The sequence below is a fragment of the Anaerococcus sp. Marseille-P3625 genome (assembly GCF_900232825.1).
Lineage (GTDB): Bacteria > Bacillota > Clostridia > Tissierellales > Peptoniphilaceae > Anaerococcus.
Genome location: NZ_OCTP01000011.1, coordinates 90382 through 107673, shown reverse-complemented (window position 1 = coordinate 107673; position 17292 = coordinate 90382). Strand labels below are relative to the sequence as shown.

General features: G+C 33.1%; 15 protein-coding genes. 14 read left to right on the top strand and 1 reads right to left on the bottom strand.

Going from position 1 to position 17292, the window contains the following annotated elements; translation table 11 throughout:
• Positions 1 to 113: 113 nt before the first annotated feature.
• The 4 genes from CS884_RS05395 (at position 114) to CS884_RS05380 (ending at position 2305) form a co-directional block, all read left to right on the top strand.
• Positions 114 to 368, top strand: a complete 255-nt coding sequence (locus CS884_RS05395) for a type II toxin-antitoxin system Phd/YefM family antitoxin (protein ID WP_099321036.1) — start codon at positions 114 to 116, stop codon at positions 366 to 368.
• The gene (locus CS884_RS05390; RefSeq protein ID WP_099321035.1) at positions 365 to 622 is read left to right on the top strand and encodes a Txe/YoeB family addiction module toxin; all 258 of its coding nucleotides are present in this window, start codon (positions 365 to 367) and stop codon (positions 620 to 622) included. Before CS884_RS05395 ends, CS884_RS05390 begins: the two co-directional genes overlap by 4 nt.
• A gap of 102 nt (positions 623 to 724) precedes the next feature.
• Positions 725 to 1993, top strand: a complete 1269-nt coding sequence (locus CS884_RS05385; protein WP_099321034.1) for a M18 family aminopeptidase — start codon at positions 725 to 727, stop codon at positions 1991 to 1993.
• A 15-nt stretch (positions 1994 to 2008) separates the two neighbouring features.
• On the top strand, positions 2009 to 2305 hold the full coding sequence (locus tag CS884_RS05380; protein ID WP_099321033.1) for an MTH1187 family thiamine-binding protein: 297 nt from the start codon (positions 2009 to 2011) through the stop codon (positions 2303 to 2305).
• 58 nt (positions 2306 to 2363) lie between these two features.
• Here the strand turns inward: CS884_RS05380 and CS884_RS05375 are convergent, their stop codons facing one another.
• Positions 2364 to 3683, bottom strand: a complete 1320-nt coding sequence (locus tag CS884_RS05375; RefSeq protein ID WP_099321032.1) for an NCS2 family permease — start codon at positions 3681 to 3683, stop codon at positions 2364 to 2366.
• 211 nt (positions 3684 to 3894) lie between these two features.
• Here CS884_RS05375 and CS884_RS05370 point away from each other — a divergent pair, with 211 nt between their 5' ends.
• The 10 genes from CS884_RS05370 to CS884_RS05325 all read left to right on the top strand — a co-directional run bounded on the left by CS884_RS05370 (position 3895) and on the right by CS884_RS05325 (position 17289).
• Complete coding sequence (locus CS884_RS05370; protein ID WP_099321031.1) at positions 3895 to 4452, top strand: RNA polymerase sigma factor; 558 nt, start codon at positions 3895 to 3897, stop codon at positions 4450 to 4452.
• Positions 4449 to 6098, top strand: a complete 1650-nt coding sequence (locus tag CS884_RS05365; RefSeq protein ID WP_099321030.1) for a hypothetical protein — start codon at positions 4449 to 4451, stop codon at positions 6096 to 6098. Before CS884_RS05370 ends, CS884_RS05365 begins: the two co-directional genes overlap by 4 nt.
• 584 nt (positions 6099 to 6682) lie before the next feature.
• On the top strand, positions 6683 to 7936 hold the full coding sequence (locus CS884_RS05360; RefSeq protein ID WP_099321029.1) for an ATP-binding protein: 1254 nt from the start codon (positions 6683 to 6685) through the stop codon (positions 7934 to 7936).
• 10 nt (positions 7937 to 7946) lie between these two features.
• Positions 7947 to 8354: a GNAT family N-acetyltransferase gene (locus CS884_RS05355; protein WP_257875762.1), complete on the top strand. Its 408-nt coding sequence runs from the start codon at positions 7947 to 7949 to the stop codon at positions 8352 to 8354.
• A 201-nt stretch (positions 8355 to 8555) separates the two neighbouring features.
• Entirely contained in the window at positions 8556 to 8894 is a 339-nt protein-coding gene (locus CS884_RS05350) for an SdpI family protein (RefSeq protein WP_099321028.1), read from the top strand.
• A 338-nt stretch (positions 8895 to 9232) separates the two neighbouring features.
• Positions 9233 to 10825 (top strand): type I restriction-modification system subunit M, encoded by a 1593-nt coding sequence (locus CS884_RS05345; RefSeq protein WP_099321027.1) that lies wholly within the window; start codon positions 9233 to 9235, stop codon positions 10823 to 10825.
• Positions 10822 to 11979, top strand: a complete 1158-nt coding sequence (locus CS884_RS05340; protein WP_099321026.1) for a restriction endonuclease subunit S — start codon at positions 10822 to 10824, stop codon at positions 11977 to 11979. The genes CS884_RS05345 and CS884_RS05340 overlap by 4 nt, the downstream gene beginning before the upstream one ends.
• Before the next feature lie 8 nt (positions 11980 to 11987).
• Positions 11988 to 15020 carry an HsdR family type I site-specific deoxyribonuclease gene (locus tag CS884_RS05335; protein WP_099321025.1) on the top strand — a complete coding sequence of 1011 codons (3033 nt, stop codon included), beginning with the start codon at positions 11988 to 11990 and terminating at the stop codon, positions 15018 to 15020.
• 96 nt (positions 15021 to 15116) lie between these two features.
• Positions 15117 to 15923 (top strand): ADP-ribosylglycohydrolase family protein, encoded by an 807-nt coding sequence (locus CS884_RS05330; protein WP_099321024.1) that lies wholly within the window; start codon positions 15117 to 15119, stop codon positions 15921 to 15923.
• Between the two features lie 121 nt (positions 15924 to 16044).
• On the top strand, positions 16045 to 17289 hold the full coding sequence (locus CS884_RS05325; protein WP_099321023.1) for a hemolysin family protein: 1245 nt from the start codon (positions 16045 to 16047) through the stop codon (positions 17287 to 17289).
• Positions 17290 to 17292: the final 3 nt, after the last annotated feature.

Sequence of the window (17292 nt, the reverse complement as noted above, 5' to 3'; positions counted from 1 at the left end):
AATCTTTACATTAATTTTATATCTTTCATTAGAATTAATAAATTAATCTTTCTTATACATCCTATTGAAAATATGTACAAAATATCGTACAATAAAACAAAAGGAGTGATTTTATGTTGGCAGTAAATTATAGTGAGCTTAGAAATAATTTGAAAGATTATTGCGATAAAACCATTGATAATCTCGAAACTATTCTTGTTACAAGAAAAAATGACAGAAATGTTGTTATGATAAGTCTTGAAGAATATAATAATTTACTTGAAAATTCCTATATAATGAGTGATTCTGATTATTATAAAGACTTAATTCAAAGAGCAAAAGAAGTTGAAGAAGATAAAGTAATTCAAAAGGATCTTATCAAGGAATGAAAATAATGTTTCATGAAAAGGCCTTTGAGGAATATTTGTATCGGCAGAAAAATGATAAGAAAACCTTAAAAAGACTTAATAATATTATTAGAGATGTTATGAGAAATCCTTATGAGGGTTTGGGAAAACCAGAAGCTTTAAGATATGAATTACAAGGCTATTGGTCAAGAAGAATTACTCTTGAAGATAGGTTGATTTATAAAGTTGAAAATGATAATTTAATAATTATTTCATGTGCTAAGCATTATGAATAGAGGGTATTAGGTTTTTGCTGATACTCTTTTTTTATCATTTTTATTACTTGTCATAGCTAACATATATTTATTATTTTCATTTAAGAGGAGTATATTAATTTTATGAATAATTTAGAATTTTGTAAAGATTTAATTAATTTTATTGATGCTAGTCCCTTAAATTATTTTGCAGTAAAAAATGCAAAGGAAATTTTAGAGGATTATGGTTTTAAAGAGTTAAGGGAAAATGAGAAATGGGAAATTAAGAAAGGTGGCAAATATTATGTTTCCCGCAATGATTCTGCTCTAATCGCCTTTACTCTTTCATCTGATTTGACAAAAGGTTTTGATATTATTGGATCTCACACCGATAGTCCAACTTTTAAAATCAAATCAAATCCAGAAATCAAAGATGAGGGATATTTGAAATTTAATATCGAGCCTTATGGAGGAATGATTTATACGACTTGGCTTGATAGAACCTTATCTCTTGCAGGAAAAGTTTCTTACAAAAAAGATGGTAAGATAAAAGAATCTTTGGTAAATTTTGACAAAGATTTACTAACTATCCCAAATCCTGCTATTCACATGAATAGAGAAGCCAATAAGGGTTTTGAATTTAATCCGCAAAATCATCTTTATCCAATTGTAAAGACTATTACAGATGAATTTGAGGGTGGTTTTATAGAAAATTTAATATCAGAAGAATTATCAATAAAGGCATCTGACATTCTCGATTACGATTTGGGACTTTATGATAGACAAAAAGGATCTATTATCAACGATATGTATCAAATTGGAAGAATTGATAATCTTGGCTCTGTCCATGCATCTCTAATGGCACTTTGCCATGCGGATAATAAGAAAAATAATGTCCTAGTCTTAAATGATAATGAGGAAATAGGTTCACGCACAGCAGCTGGAGCTTTTTCGCCTTTTTTGAAAGATACTCTTAAAAGAATTTGTTTCTTAAATTCTTTGGATGAGGAAGATTTTTATATATCTATGAATAATTCCTATCTAATTTCTGCTGACCAAGCTCACGCTATTCACCCAAATTTCAAGGAATATTCTGATCCAACCAATAAAATCAAAATGAATGGTGGTTTGGTAATAAAAACTGCAGCAAATGGAGCTTATTCATCAAATATAGGATCAAATCCTAGACTAATAGATCTTGCAAATTCAATTTCTTGTAAGATTCAAAAGTTTCATAATAGAAATGACAAACAAGGTGGTTCAACCATTGGACCAATTGCATCAAGCCTACTTGGCATCAAATCAATTGATGTGGGAGAGCCGATTCTTGCCATGCACTCAATTAGAGAACTTGGGGGCATAGATGATCATTATGAGGCTTACAAAATTTATAAGGCATTTTATGAAGTTTAATATTAGGAGGAAATTATGGCAGTAATGGAAATTTGCATAATACCAATAGGAAGCAAAGAAACTTCTGTAAGTAAGTATGTAGCAAGTGCTAGTAGAATTTTGAAAGATTATGATGTAAAGCACGAGCTAAACCCAATGGGAACAGTAATTGAAGCAGATCCTGATAAGTGCTTTGAAATTGCAAGAAAAATGCAAGAAGAAGTTTTCAAAGCTGGCTCAGATAGAGTTTATACAGTAATAAAAATGGACGATAGAAGAGATAAAAATTACCACATGGAAGATAAGGTAAAATCAGTAAAAAGTAAATTATAAAAAACAAAGGATTGTCAAAAATTGGCAATCCTTTTAAAATTATAAAATTTTCTAAAAACTATGAAAATAATGGAAGTAAGTATCTTGCTAAGAATACCAAAGCTAGAATGTAAACTAGTGGTGATACTTCTTTTCCTTTTCCAGTTAAAAGTTTGATTCCAGCATAAGAAATCATTCCAAAAGAAATTCCTTCGGCAATTGAATATGTTATAGGCATCATCAAAATTGTCATGAAAGCTGGAAATGCTTCTGTAATATCTGAAAAATCAATCTCTGCAACAGTTGTTAGCATGAATAATCCAACTACTACAAGTGCTGCTGATGTTGCTTGACTTGGAATAATTGAAAATAGTGGGAAGAAAAATGCTGCAATAGCAAAGCAAATTGCTGTTGTAAGTGTAGTAAGACCTGTTCTTCCTCCTTCTGCAACACCTGCAGATGATTCAACAAAAGTTGTAATAGTTGATGTACCAAGCAAAGCTCCAAATGTTGTTCCAATAGCATCAGAAAGTAAAGCCTTAGATCCATCAGGTAAATTTCCATTTTCATCAAGCATATTAGCCTTAGTTGCAACTCCTGTCAATGTTCCGATTGTATCAAAAATATCTACAAACAAAAATGCAAACAAAACTGAGAACATTTCAAGAGAAAATACATTTGAAAAATCCAATTTAAGAGCTATTGGGCTTATTGATGGTGGTGCTGAAACAATTGCATTTCCATCAGGCAAATGACTTACGCCCAAAAATAAAGAAATAATTGTTGAAATAAGCATACCCCAAAGCAAAGCACCCTTAACTCCTCTTGCAGTCATCACAACCATGATAACTAAGCTTAAGAAAAATACAAAACCTTCCTTGCTAGCAAGAGTATTCAAAGAAAGTGAAACTTCGCCAAGACCAACAATACCTGCATTTAGCAAGCCAATAAGAGCAATAAATAAACCAATTCCTACAGAAACTGCTTTTTTTAGATTTATAGGAATTGAATTAAACAAAGCCTCCCTAAAACCTGTGAAAGATAAAAGTATAAAAATAAGTCCTTCAATAAATACCGCAGTCAAAGCAAATTGCCATGGTTTACCCATTTGCATAACAACTGTGTAAGTGAAAAATGCATTAAGTCCCATACCAGCAGATAAAGCAAATGGCATATTAGCATAAAAAGCCATCATTAGCATAGCAACAATAGAAGCTAAAATTGTAGCTGTAAACACTGCACCAGAATCCATACCAGCATCGCCAAGAATACTAGGATTAACTGCAAGAATATAGCTCATGGTCATAAAAGTAGTAATACCAGCCATAATCTCGGTTTTTGTATCAGTACCGTGTTTTTTGAGTTTAAAAACTCTCTCATTAAACGTTTCCTTTTCCATCTAATCCTCCTTATTAAATGATACAAGGTCATTATACTAAATATTTACTATTTTTGCTAAGTAATATCAAATTTATTGGAAGAAAATAAAAATTTCCAAATAAATATCTGATATAATATGAATAGTTTTATTAGATTGGGAAAAAATATAAGCTCTATGTAATATTTCTCGCTAAAATACGTCTTATAGGATAGAGGGGGTGAATGCTTTGATGGATGATAAGGACATAATCAAATTATATTTTGATAGGAATGAAGCTGCAATAAAAGAAACTGACCTAAAATATAGACCATATTGCTTTAGGATTTCTAATAATATTTTGGCCGATTTTCAAAGTGCAGAGGAATGTGTCAACGATACTTACCTTACGACTTGGAGGAGTATTCCGCCTCAAAATCCCAATGTTTTCAAATTATTTTTGGCAAAAATTACAAGGAATTTATCCCTAGATTCCTATCGAAAAATCCATGCCGAAAAAAGGGGAGGCGGGCAAATGCCACTAATCCTTGACGAGCTAGATGAAGCCATCCCAAGTGCCTATGATTTGGAAGAAGAGATAATTTATAGGGACTTGTTAAGGCTTCTAAATAACTTTGTCAACAACTTATCTGACGAAGATAAAACAATCTTTCTAAAGCGTTACTTCTACGCTATGCCAATCAAGGAGATCGCCTCAAATTCAAATTATAAGTACAACAATCTTGTAACAAAGCTTCATAGGCTTAGAAAAAATTTAAAAGACAGCTTAGAAAGCGAGGAAATATTATGAAAAAGGAAAATAAGGAAAATAAAAATGCCGAGATACTCTTTAAGGCTATGGGCGATCTAGAAGAAGATACCTATAAATCAAGAGAGGGTCAAATCATTGACCCGACCACCAAGGTCAAAAATAAAGCTTTTTCATGGAAAAAAATTGCTGCTCTTGCAGCATGTCTAACCTTAGTAGTTGTTTCTGTTAGATTTTTGAAAGATAAGCTTCCAGGCTCTGATTCTAGGCAAGAGTTGGGTCCATCCGAAGAAATAACAACTGATGAGTCTTGCCAATTTATGCAATATGAGGGACCAATCCTACCCCTAATTATAGGCTCTACAGATCAGAAAGAGGATATAAAAGCTGACCGTAAATTAACTTTTGATTTCTTTACTACAAACGCTGCAGATCAAAGCCCGAGAACAGCCTTGCTAACAGACCAATATCAGATAAAAAACACAGGACCAGCAAAGAAAATAAAACTTTTCTATCCTTTTGTATCAAGCGCTGATGACTTGGCCAGCTCATATCCAAAAATTGACCAAGATGGGAAAGTTTTGCAGGCAAAATTGTCTTATGGCAAATATACGGGGGACTTTGTTTCTACAAATAATGAAATAGATCCAGCAGAAACCTTAAACCTCAAGGATTATGAATCCTGGGAAGCCTACCAAAAAACTCTAAACGAAGAGTCATATTTAAAAGACGCTCTAAGCCAAGCCCCAGATGCTGAGGACATTCCAGTAACAGTTTATAGCTTTACAAATAGCTACTGTGATGAAAGCCCTGAAGATGAAAATCCAACCTTAGTAGCAGGAATAGAAATTGATAGGGATAAGTCCAAGGTTCTAAGCCTAGGCTTTGATGGCTTTGGCAAATTTGATGATGGCAAAGAAGAATTTTACCAATATTCCATCCCAAAAGAGGGTGAAAACCCCTACCATAAAGATAATCACTATTTAATTATCCAAGGCCAAGACACACCAAAAGTAAAAATCGAAGCTCAAAGCACAGGAGGTTGGGATGGCTACGATGGCACATCAAGCAAGCTTAGAAATAACTTAAAAAATGCTGGTGCAGACCTAGAAAGAGAGGAAATGAGCTTAGATGCTGCCCTAGACTTGGCCCTACCAATCCTATATGACAACTATAAGGGAAACCAAGAATCCAGACAAAGAGACTTTGCTTCCTGGAAAATTGAAAATCACAATATTCCATCATACACCTTATCCTACGAAGAATTCAAAGCTCTTTACATCAAAGAACTGTTTGAAACAGGTGCATTAAGCGAAAAACCAATGATGAGATACGAAGATGGCAATATTGACCTAATGGATGTAACAAACACCCAAAGAATTATCTTTGCTGAATTTGAAATCGAACTAGGAGAAAATCAAACAAGCCAAATAACTATAAGCTCTTACAAGCAAGGATCCTACGACTACTACGGTGAGAGAAATGAGCAAGGAGTATTTGGATACGATCTATTAAATAAGATAAACTCATCTATAGACTTGGATAAATTCGAAACAGAAATCATCGACTACGACAAGCTAGACATGAGAGAAGGAAACTTTGCCTTTGATTTAGAAAAAAACATTAAGAGCCTTAGCCTATCCAAGGACCAAGACCACTATTATATGGAAGTAAGCGGAAAGAGATAAACGAAGCCATTTAATTGAAAAATCAGCCAATCTTAAAAAGCACCTAAAATAAGGTGACCCCATAAAGTTGGATCTAATACCAGAGTTAGAACTAAACTAGCTCTGGTATTTCTTTAGCTTGATATAGCTTTTTTTGTTAAATTAATACCGACAAGTATGTTTAAAATAATTTGAATTTCTTTGTTTCATAAGTTACTTCATCTAAAGAATTTCCATCAGTGTCCCAGAGTTCGACTTAACAATAATCAAAATTAGGATAAAAACTTACGATAATACCAATAGTGGTTGGTGGATATTCATCTTTTTTCAACTAAAGTTTTGACTTTATCATATTCTTTAAATTTCTTTTTCAACATGATTGTGCGAATAAGCTCATTAAAACTTATTCGCACAAAATAATTTACGAGATTATTAAAATTGGGAAATGACTAATTATAGCCAATTCGCCTGTGAAAAGGATAGTAAAATAATAATCACACAGAATAATTTTACGCGAATAAATATTCGCGTGATTATTCGCGTAAAATTTATTTGATTATTTTGTATTCTCGTAAAATGAATATATAATATTAATAGAGGTATATATGAAAGAAACATCAAATCTAGAATTAAAAGAAAAATTTAGCAAATCTTTTCTTAAAACTGTCAGTGCCTTTGCAAATTATGAAGGTGGAGAGATAATATTTGGAATAAATGATGATGGAGAGCTTGTGGGATTAGAAAATCCTGATATCCTTGCTTTAAATATAGAAAATACTATAAATGATTCTATAAACCCAAATCCCACATATAGTCTAAAAATAAATGATAATTCAACTTTAACTTTGAAAGTAAAAGCAGGTAAGCATAAGCCATACTTTTATAATTCAAAAGCCTATATTAGACATGGGACATCGAGTATTGAAATGGACAATCTAGAGCTCCAAAGCCTCATATTAGAAAGTTCTAATAAATCGTATGATTCGCTAAAAAGTAATCAAAAAGAATTTACATTTGATTATCTAGAAAAAGAACTAAAAAAAGAACTGAATATAAATGAATTAAATCTAGATATCCTAAAAACATTAGAGCTATACAGTAATGAATATGATTATTATTCAATTGCTGGAGAATTGTTTTCTGACACTAATGATATGGTTGGAATTGATATAGCTAGGTTTGGCGAAGATATCAATACCATACTTGAAAGAAAAAATCTCAGTGGTCAATCAATTTTAAAACAGTTTGAAGATAGCCTAGCTATTTATAAAAGCAACTACCAATATGAAAGAATTGAAGGATCTAAACGTAACAGATATCAACAAATACCTGAAGATGCTTTTAGAGAAGCTGTTGCAAATGCTTTGGTTCATAGAAGATGGGATATTAAATCCAAGATAAGAATTTCTATGTATGATGATAGGATAGAAATATCCTCACCTGGAGGGCTTCCAAAAACAATAACTGAAGAAGAGTATTTAAAAGGTGACCTATCTGTAATAAGAAATCCAATTATTGCAAATGTATTCTTTAGATTAGATATTATCGAACAATTTGGTACTGGTATTAGAAGAATAATTGAATCCTACAAAAAATACTACACTAGACCAAAGTTTAATATAAGCCAAAACTCTATTTCAATAATACTTCCAGTAATTAAGAAGATAGATTTAACCGATGAAGAAAACCAAATTTTATCATTAATAAGTAAAGGTAACGATACCACGAAATCTATAGCAGAAATAAGTGGATATAGCAGGTCCAAAGTTCTCAATTTGCTAGATGAATTAATAAATAAAAACTTGATTGAAAAAATTGGTGGCGGAAGATCAACTAAATATAATAAAGTCATAATCTAAGGAGAATACATTGGGAGAAATTATCATAAAAGAGCAAGTAATACCAGATATAGACAGTATCATGAATTTATACGGTGACGTTTCTTGGACGGCCTACACATCTAATCCATCAAAACTAGAACAAGCTATAATCAACTCCTTGAAAGTTTGGACAGCTTGGGATGATGATTTGCTAGTAGGTTTAGCAAGAGTAGTAGGTGATAGCTCAACAATTATTTATATTCAAGATATTTTAGTTTTACAAGCATATCAGAAAAAAGGAATTGGAAGTCAGCTATTAAAAATAATTCTTGATGAGTATAAAGATATTCGACAAATTATTTTGCTGACAGATGACACTGATAAAACGATAAAGTTTTATGAGAAGAACGGATTTACAAAGGTTAGCAAATATAAGTCTGTGGCTTTTATGAAATAGGATTTGTTTTAAGTCTTTTATCATTACAAATGTTATAGCAAAGATATATTGACTGGCACCTCGCTCATTGTGACAAAGAAGAATTACTAGGGGCAAGTAATCATTATCTATTTGTTTGTAAAACCAAGTAAAAATACTTAAAATGTTTGTTGAGGATCATCCTCATTAGTAAAGAAGCTAAAAAATTGGGAAGGTTTACGTATGTATTTTGAAAAAGTTGTAATTAGTCTATTGCCCATATCAGGGCTTTTTTTATCTTTTTATTATGAGTACAAAGCAAAGGGGGATATTGCTAAATATAGTGGATTTAGAACAGCGTTAAGTACAAAATCAAAACAAAACTGGAAGCATGCGCATAAGTATGCAGCTAAACTTTTGAGATTATATGCCTTATCTTTTATGTTGCTAAATATTATACTAATGTTTAGCAATTGTATAAATATTAAAACTATGACAATTATAGTTATATTACAAATGTTATTTTACTTCATCATTGGATACAAAGTTAATAATGCATTATCAAAAAAAGAAAATGGTTAGAATCTATTAAAAATTTAATGGTAGTTTTGTTGCATAGAGTAATTATTATATAGTAATTATTTTATAGGCCATAATTATAAAAGAGATTAAATTGCCAAAAATTTCGCCAATACGCCGACCACATCAGATGTTTTGGCCAGGAGCTTGATAGCTCTGCTTACAACTTATTACATATGAATATAATTATGAGAGATGTTCCTACAGAATACCTGAGTATAAAAACACCGATATAAGTACCCCAAAAAATGGACAATCAGAATTTTTGGCTAAATAGCTACTTTTGATTGTTAATTTTTCAACACATTTGTTATAATTATACTAACAAGGAGAGTGTATATATGGAAACTAGTGTTAATCTTTACCAGAAACTTTGGGCGGCTTCTGATGACCTTCGTTCTCAGATGGATGCCAATGAGTACAAAAATTACCTACTTGGTATAATTTTTTATAAATACCTATCAGATAAAATGCTTAATGAAGTTAGAGAGATTCTTGAAGTGGAAGATGAAGATCTTGATGAGATTCAAAAAATATATGAAGAAGAAATGCAAGGAGTAGATGCTGACCTTCTTGCAGAAGAACTAAAAAACAATTATTCTTTTATCATAAAACCTAACCACACCTTTACTCATTTCATAAAGGAAATCGAAGAAGGAACTTTCCAGCTAGATGATCTTGGCCAAGCCTTCAATGAAATCGAACGTTCTGCTGACGACTATAAGGGACTTTTTGAAGATATTGACCTCTATTCCAACAAATTAGGCAAGCTTGCTCAAGAAAAAAACAAACGCATTTCAAATGTCATGAAACAATTTGCAAAAGTTAACTTTGCCAACTATACAGGCGATGTCCTTGGTGATGTTTACGAATATATGCTTGCAAATTTCGCCTCAGAATCAGGCAAAAAAGCCGGGGAATTCTACACGCCACATCAAGTATCAAGACTTATGGCGATGATAGCCATGGATGGCAAGGAGGACAAAAAAGGCCTTACAGTATATGACCCAACTCTTGGTTCGGGGTCTTTGCTCCTAAATGTTAGAAATTTTTCCAATGAGTCGGGGCTTATCAGATATTTTGGCCAAGAGCTTAACAATTCTACCTACAACTTATCACGCATGAATATGATTCTTCACGATGTAAAACTTGAGTATCAAACTCTAAACCAAGGCGACACCCTATCTGACGATTGGCCAGTAGATGAGCCAACCAACTTTGATGCAGTTCTTATGAATCCACCATATTCTGCCAAATGGGATGCCAGCAAGGGATTTTTGGATGATCCACGCTTTGCAGAATACGGAGTTCTTCCACCAAAATCAAAGGCGGACTATGCCTTTTTGCTCCACGGCTTTTACCACTTAAAAAACCCTGGAATTATGGCAATCTTACTTCCTCATGGAGTACTTTTTAGATCTGGCGCAGAGGAAAAAATTAGAAAAATACTCTTAGAAAATGGCCGTATAGATGCAGTCATTGGCCTTGCCCCAAATCTTTTCTATTCCACAGGAATTCCCGTATCTTTGATAATACTAAGAAAAGATAAGACTGACAGAAGTGTATATTTTATAGATGCAAGCAACGAATTTGCCAAAAAAGGCAACAAGAACGAGCTTACAGAAGAAAATATCCAAAAAATATTCAAGGCCTACAAGTCCAAAAAAGAAATAGACAAATTTGCCCATCTGGCAAAATTTGAAGAAATAGAAGAAAATGCCTTCAACCTAAACATCCCAAGATATGTGGACACTTTCGAGGAAGAAGAACCCATAGACTTGGCAGAAGTTTCCGCTGATATAAAAGCTATCAACGATGAAAAAGAAGAATTAAAAAAAGCAATCCTTGCTGATATGAATAACCTTGTGGCAAACACAGAAAAAGCCAAAAAAGAACTTGAAAGCTTTATGGAAATCCTAGGCGGTGATTTATGAGAAATGTGCCTCAATTGAGATTTGCTGGTTTTGAGGGTGAGTGGGACTCAAGCTATTTAAAAAAATTAGCTTCTATATATGATGGAACGCACCAAACGCCAAATTATACCAAATCAGGAGTGAAATTTCTATCAGTTGAAAATATAAAAGACTTAAAAGCGACTAAATATATAAGTGAAAAAGATTTTGATAAAGATTTCAAAGTATTTCCGGAATTTAATGATATATTAATGACTAGAATTGGATCAGTTGGTATTACAAATATTATTAAGTCGAAAGAAAAATTTGCGTATTATGTAACACTAGCGTTGATAAAGCCGAAAGAATGGATTTTTCCAGAGTTTTTAAATTATTCCATTAATTCTCATAAGGTTCAAAAGGAGATATGGAAAAGAACTCTACACGTAGCTTTTCCAAATAAAATAAACATGAATCAAATTGGAGAAATACCTTTAAAATACCCAGTGTTGGAAGAACAAGAAAAAATCGGAGAATTGTTTAGAAAGATTGATGCCCTAATCGAAAAGCAAGAGGGCAAAGTTTCCAAGCTGGAAGATTTCAAAAAATCCATGCTCCAAAAAATTTTTCCTAAAAAAGGCCAACTTGTCCCTGAATTTAGATTTGAGGGGTTTGATGGAGATTGGGAAATTAAAAAAATTCACGAAATAGCTAGCGTAAAGACAGGTAAAAGTGATACACAAGATTCAGTTGAGGATGGTGAGTATCCTTTCTATATAAGATCAGATACTCCAGTTAAAAGTTCAAAATATTTATATGATGAAGAAGCTGTTCTTACAATTGGAGACGGACAAATTGGGAAAGTATTTTTTTATGTAAATGGTAAGTATGATTTACATCAGAGAGTTTATAGGATATTTGATTTTACATCTGAAGTAGATACAAAATATTTCTATCACTATTTTTCAAAATATTTCCTACGTAGAGCAATGAGATTATCAGCTAAAGGGACAGTTGACTCTGTTAGGATGGAAATGATAACTGGAATGGAAATAAAACTTCCTAAAAAAATAGAAGAACAGATAAAAATAAGAAATATTTTAGAAAACCTAGATACCCAAATCGAAACAGAAGAAAAATTACTAGTATCATATAAGCAAATGAAAAAATCTTTACTCCAAAAGATGTTTGTATAGGAGATGTTATGGTAGAGATAAAATTTGATGATGAATTAAAATTGGAAAAAGACCTCATTAACCAGTTAATTACTGGCAAAAGTCAGTGGACCTATGAGCCAAAAATCAAGACCCACGAAGCTCTTTGGGCAAATTTTAGGAGGATTCTTGAGAATAACAACAAGTCGATTCTTAAAGAACATCCTTTGACTGATTCTGAGTTTCGCCAAATTCAAAATGCCATGACTTTTTCTTCTTTTTATGAGGCGGGTAAGTTTTTGGTTGGAGAAAATGGCATTGCCAAAGTTTCCCTACAAAGAGAAGACGCCAGCCTTGGTACTGTAAGGCTTATGGTTTTTAAAAGAGAAGATGTGGCTGGTGGAACTAGTGTTTACCAAGTTATAAATCAATTTGTCGCTCCAAAGACCATGGGCCTTGACCAAAATGCACGTTTTGATGTGACTTTGCTTATAAATGGCATTCCTTTGATACAAATAGAGCTAAAAAAGAGATCGGTCTCCCATATGGATGCCTACAATCAAATCAAAAATTATATAGCAACCGATAAGTACAGGGGTTTATTTTCCTTATTACAATGCTTTGTAATTTCAAATGGTGCCACCACTCGTTACATAGCAGCCAACACCGATACTAAGCTTAACAAAAAATTTCTTACTAGGTGGAATGACAGGGACAATAATCCAGTAGATGACCTCAAAGGTTTTGCCAGAGAAGTCTTATCCATCCCCCAAGCCCACCAGCTTATCAGCCATTATAGTGTCTTGGATAATGAGGGGGAAAATATCATACTCCTTCGCCCTTATCAAATACACGCCATAAAGGCTCTAAAAAAGGCGGCAAGTCTTCACGAGTCCGGCTATGTTTGGCATACAACTGGCTCTGGCAAGACCCTAACTTCCTACAAGGCAAGTCGCAATCTCTATCAGATTCCAAGGATTGAAAAGACGATTTTTATAGTCGATAGGGTGGATCTTGACCAGCAAACTACAAATTCATTTTTGGCCTATGCGGCAAATGATACGATCGATATAGAATCAACTGACAATGTCAAAAATCTAAAAAATCATCTACTATCAGAGGATAGGTCGGTGGTGGTGACAACTGTCCAAAAGCTTAATTATTTGATTAATAATAAGGAAAGATGGCTAAAGGAAAAGGAAGTTTCTAAGCTTAGAAAGCTTGAAATTGCCTTTGTCATAGACGAGTGCCACAGGGCGATTTCTCCAGCCCAGCAAAATATATTAAAGAAATTTTTCGTAAATTCCCTCTGGTATGGTTTTACGGGTACGCCAATTTTTGCAGAAAATAAAAAGGCGGCTGTGGGAAATTTGCCACAAACTACAGAAGAACAATTTGGCAGACGCCTTCACGAATACACAGTCAAAGAAGCCATTGGCGATGGGGCAGTTCTCGGTTTTCAGGTGGAAAATATGGATATGATTGGCGAAGGTGTCTACGAACTTGTGGAAAAGGTCAAGCCTGATATAGATGTCTATGCCTACGAGAAAGAAGAACTTGAGCCTTATATACCAGATAAAGTTTACCAGCAAGACGATTACAAACTTACCGTCATAAATAAAATAATAAATGGGATGATAAGAAAATTTGCCCTAGACAGGGGCAGGGGCAAGACCTACGGGGCAATTCTTACAACATCTTCAATCAAGGATGCCCAAGATTATTATAGGCTTTTTAAGGAAGTTATTGAGGGAAATTCAGAAGTGAAAGTTTCTGATAGGGTAAAATCTATGGTTTCCGATTTCCCAAAAGTTGCCATGACCTATTCTCTTGCAGAAAATGAAAATACGACAATCGAAAATAAGGAAGCTATGAAAAAAGCCTTAGCTAACTATAATGAGGAATATGGGACGAATTTTTCACTTGAAACCATAGGCTCTTACAATCGTAACCTAAATGAGAGACTTGCAAGGAAAAAAGATAAGTATAAGTCTAGAGCTGAGCAGGTGGATATAGTAATTGTTGTAGATAGGCTTCTAACAGGCTTTGACTCACCAAACTTATCCCTACTTTTGATAGATAGATTTCCTATGACTCCACAAGGCCTTATTCAAGCATTTTCTAGAACAAATAGGCTATTCGATGATCGTAAGACCTACGGACAGATAGTGACCTTTAGAAGTCCAAAAGCCTTTGAAGATGCAATAGAAAAAGCCTTTAAACTTTATTCAAACGGTGGGGAAAACTTTGTAACAGCACCAACATACGAAGAGTCTAAGGAGAAGTTCACTCTTGCGGTAAAAGATCTATTAAGCTTTGAACTAGTAGAAAATCCAGAAGTCGAATATGGTCTAAAGAAAATGTATGAATATGTTTTAGCTTTCCAAAAATTTGACAAGGCCAATGCAGCTGTCATGGTCTATAGTGAATATGCGCAAGATGAGGAATATTACAAAGATTTGATAGATGTAGAAACTTTGGAAAAATATACTGATTTTTATTACTACATCAAAGCTTTGTTAGTTGATGATATTATTATTGATGGTGACGACCGTAAATTTGATCTCTACTATGAACCAATCTCAGTCCACCAAGGAACTATAGACTATAACTATCTAGCAAGTCTTATGCAAGAAAAGGCAAAAAATCGCCCGACCTATGATGAAAAATTCGATAGTGAGATAGAAAAAACCATAGAAGAACTTGCCAAGACCAATCCAGAAAAATCGGAAGTTTACAGGGAAATTTACCAAGATATGGTAAAAGAACCAGCTAAGTTTGTAAGCGAAAACATAGAAGAGCTGGCACGCATTAAAATAAATCAAATAATTGAAGAAAAAATAAAAGAATTTTCTAATCATTACAAGGTAAAAGCAGACGATCTAATATTCTACACAAGCCATTTCAAAGATAGAGCTCAAGCAAGCAAGGCTCTTGGAGAAGACAGCCTTATAAGAAACGCAGACAAAGACGCCTACAACAAAGAAACTGGCGAAAACATAAGCCTACTAAGATACAGAAAACTAATAAGAACCGAAGCCGCTGACTTTGTGGAAAGAGAAGTTTTGGTGTATTTGGATTAGTGGGGTATAGAAATATTTAAGGAGTGGATTTTTATTAAATAAAAATCGATAATTTGCGTAAAATTATAAGCTTTTGCAAAATAGGAGAGTGATTAGATGGATATTGTTGATAGATTAAAGGGAGCACTTTTTGCTTTTGCCATTGGCGATGCTATGGGTGCGACTACGGAATTTATGAGCGAAGATGAGATAAAAGAAAAATATGGCAGGGTTGATGATATTTTAGGTGGTGGTTGGTTAGATCATAAAATTGGCGATGTAACAGATGATACAGAGATGTCTCTTTGCGTGATGAAAGTTTTGATGAAAAACGACTTTGCCAATTTTAAGAAAGATTGTGCAGATAGTTTTGGCAAATGGCTTGACACTAATCCAAAAGATGTAGGAAATCAATGTTTTAGGGCAATAAATTTTTACCAGCAAATAGGAGAATATATAGATCCTGACGAAGATGCTCTTGGAAATGGTAGTTTGATGAGAGCCTTACCTTGTGCCTTGCTTAATGACAAAGCTTCCTTAGAACTAAATATCAGCCAAGGAGAGATAACTCACAATAATACGACTTGTGCGGAGGCTATTAGAAAATATAATCTTCTTATAAAAAATACCCTGGAAGGAAAAGAGATTGATTTGGGGAAAATTCAATTGATGGAACCTAGTGGATATATAATTAATACTTTTAATAATGCCTTATATTGGAGCAATAAAGAAAGTATTGAAGAATGTGTAATAGGTGCGGTAAATCACGGTGGTGATGCTGATACAATTGCAGCAATTGCAGGCGGCATTTCTGGTGCGAGATTTGGATATTCTTCTATCCCAGAAAAGTGGGTTAGTAAATTAAATTCAAATGTAAAAGATCAGTTAAATGAGTTTTTGCAATTTGTGGCAAAAGGATATTAATAATCAAAAAAAGTATCAAGTTAAAGTTTAGAAAGCTTTTCTTGATATTTTTTTATTTTCACATCTCTTTGTTGGTAAGCTAGTATTTTACTGATATAATATATATATCTTAGGAGGATTTATGAGTAAAATTAATATAATCCAATTAATAGCGATAATTATTGGATTGATGTTATCGGCGTTTTTTTCCTCATCGGAAACCGCCCTTACGAGTGTAAATATTTTTAAAATAAGGCAAATGGAAAAAGATGGAGAGAAAAATGCTCCAATTGTCAAAAAACTAGTTAATAATATAGGATCTGTTTTATCTACTATTTTAATTGGCAATAATATTGTAAATATTGTAACGACAACAATTGCAACTTTGTTTTTTACAGATGTTTATGGAGCTAGGGGAGCTGTTATTTCTCCTATTATTCTTACTATTGTCGTTTTGATTTTTGGGGAAATTACACCAAAAAATATAGCTAGTGCTAATAGCGAAAAAGTTTCCTTAGCTGTTGCTAAGCCAATTAGAGTTTGTGATATTATTTTTAAGCCAATTAATATTATTTTGGGCAAAATCACTGGCGCCATAGCAAGAGCTATCGTTGGAGAAGAAAATAATAGTAATCTTGTTACAGAAGAAGATTTAAAAACTATTGTCGATGTTTCAGAAGAGCAAGGGGTTATTAATAACGAAGAAAGTGAGATTATTAATAATGTCTTTGATTTTGGGAACTCTGATGTATCAGATGTTATGACCCCAAGAACCAATATGGAAGTAATTTGTGTGGATGCTAGCAAAGAAGAGCTTAACGAAATTTTAAAAAATACCAACCACTCAAGAATACCGGTTTATGGCAAAAATATAGACAATATTTTGGGAATTTTGCATATGAAAGATATTGTTTCTGCCATAGCAGATGGCAAGGATATTAATTTATCAGAAATAATTAGACCTGCTTTTTATGTTTATGATAATATGCATATTTTTGATTTGTTTACCAATATGAGGGCAGAAAATGTTTCTCTGGCAGTTGTTATAGACGAATATGGTGGAACGAGCGGTCTTGTTAGTATTGAAGATATTGTAGAAGAATTAGTTGGCGAAATTGACGATGAGTATGATACTGATGATAAGGATATTTTTAAATTAAGTGAAAAATCATACCTAGTAAGAGCTTCCATGCATCTAAGCGATTTTAACGATTATTTTAATTTGGACTTAGAAGAGATAAAAAATGATTCCATAGGTGGTTATGTGATCGACAAATTATCGAGAATTCCTGTTCAAGGGGATAAAATAGTAATTGATAATGTGGTTTTGATAGTTGATAAGGTTGATAGGTACAAAATTGAAATGCTGAAAGTGGAATTTAAATAAGGA